Origin of the sequence: Testudinibacter sp. 'clade 2' (assembly GCF_006227735.1) — a bacterium.
Taxonomy (GTDB): Bacteria; Pseudomonadota; Gammaproteobacteria; order Enterobacterales; family Pasteurellaceae; genus Chelonobacter.
On record NZ_VDHB01000190.1, the window covers coordinates 1 to 884 of the forward strand.

The following is an 884-nucleotide window of genomic DNA, read 5'->3' on the forward strand; positions in this document are numbered from 1 at the left end:
CTCGCCGTCAAGTCTTGCGGCGCTTTGCCATAAAGTTGTTTAGTTAAAAACGCGGCTGCGACTTCACCGCTCGCAGCAGCAGTTGCCCCGGCTAAAGCGCTGTTGCCGCTTGCTTGTGCCTCAATCGCACCCCATAACGCATGGGCAACGATGTTGGCTTCGGTGTTATCTCCGGTCAGTGCTTTGATTTGGCTGTTCACATATGGTGACAATCCACCGGCAATCGCCTGTCCTGCATTGCCGCCCGCCAAGCCTTGTAGCACCGCCGTCACCGCAGCGATTGCTTGCCCGTTTGTCGAGCCTATACCAAACTGTGCATCGATTTTTTTATCCAATGCTGCAGCCTGTCCGGATAAATCTGCGGCTAAAACCCGGTTCCCTGCCTTCTCCGCATCCTTCGCCCGGTCTTTCAACTTGGCAGACTCAGTGCGCTCTTCATAGGTCGCCAGATTCACCGCATTCTTCGCAATATCGCCAATCACCTGCGCCGCTTCCAACCGCTCTTGATACTCTGCTTTATCAAACTGCTGTACTTTTTGGTTGGCATTCGCCGTATCGCGCGAAAGTGCGGTCGGGGTTTCGCCGTTTCTCACCTCCAGATTGATGTTTTGGCTGACCGCACTTTGCGTGATAGCGCTGTCCGATTTGTTGACATTGCCTGCCAAACTCGCTGCCAGCCCTATCGCCTGCATCGGTGACGGACCCGAAGTGGACATCCCCACGCTGACACTCTGCATACTGACTTCACTGTGGTTTTCAATATTCTCCGTCGTCAACGTGCCGGTGCTAAAGTGGTTTTTGTCCGCTGTGGCTTGGCTGTCAATCACCCCGCCTTTCAGATGCGTGTTGCCACCGACGGTGAGGTTCATGCCGTCCTCACCCAC

General features: G+C 54.9%; 1 pseudogene. It reads right to left on the reverse strand.

From position 1 onward, the window contains the following. Nucleotides 1-869 (reverse strand): annotated as a pseudogene (locus tag FHQ30_RS12365) (hemagglutinin repeat-containing protein); the annotation flags it as partial. Nucleotides 870-884: the final 15 nt, after the last annotated feature.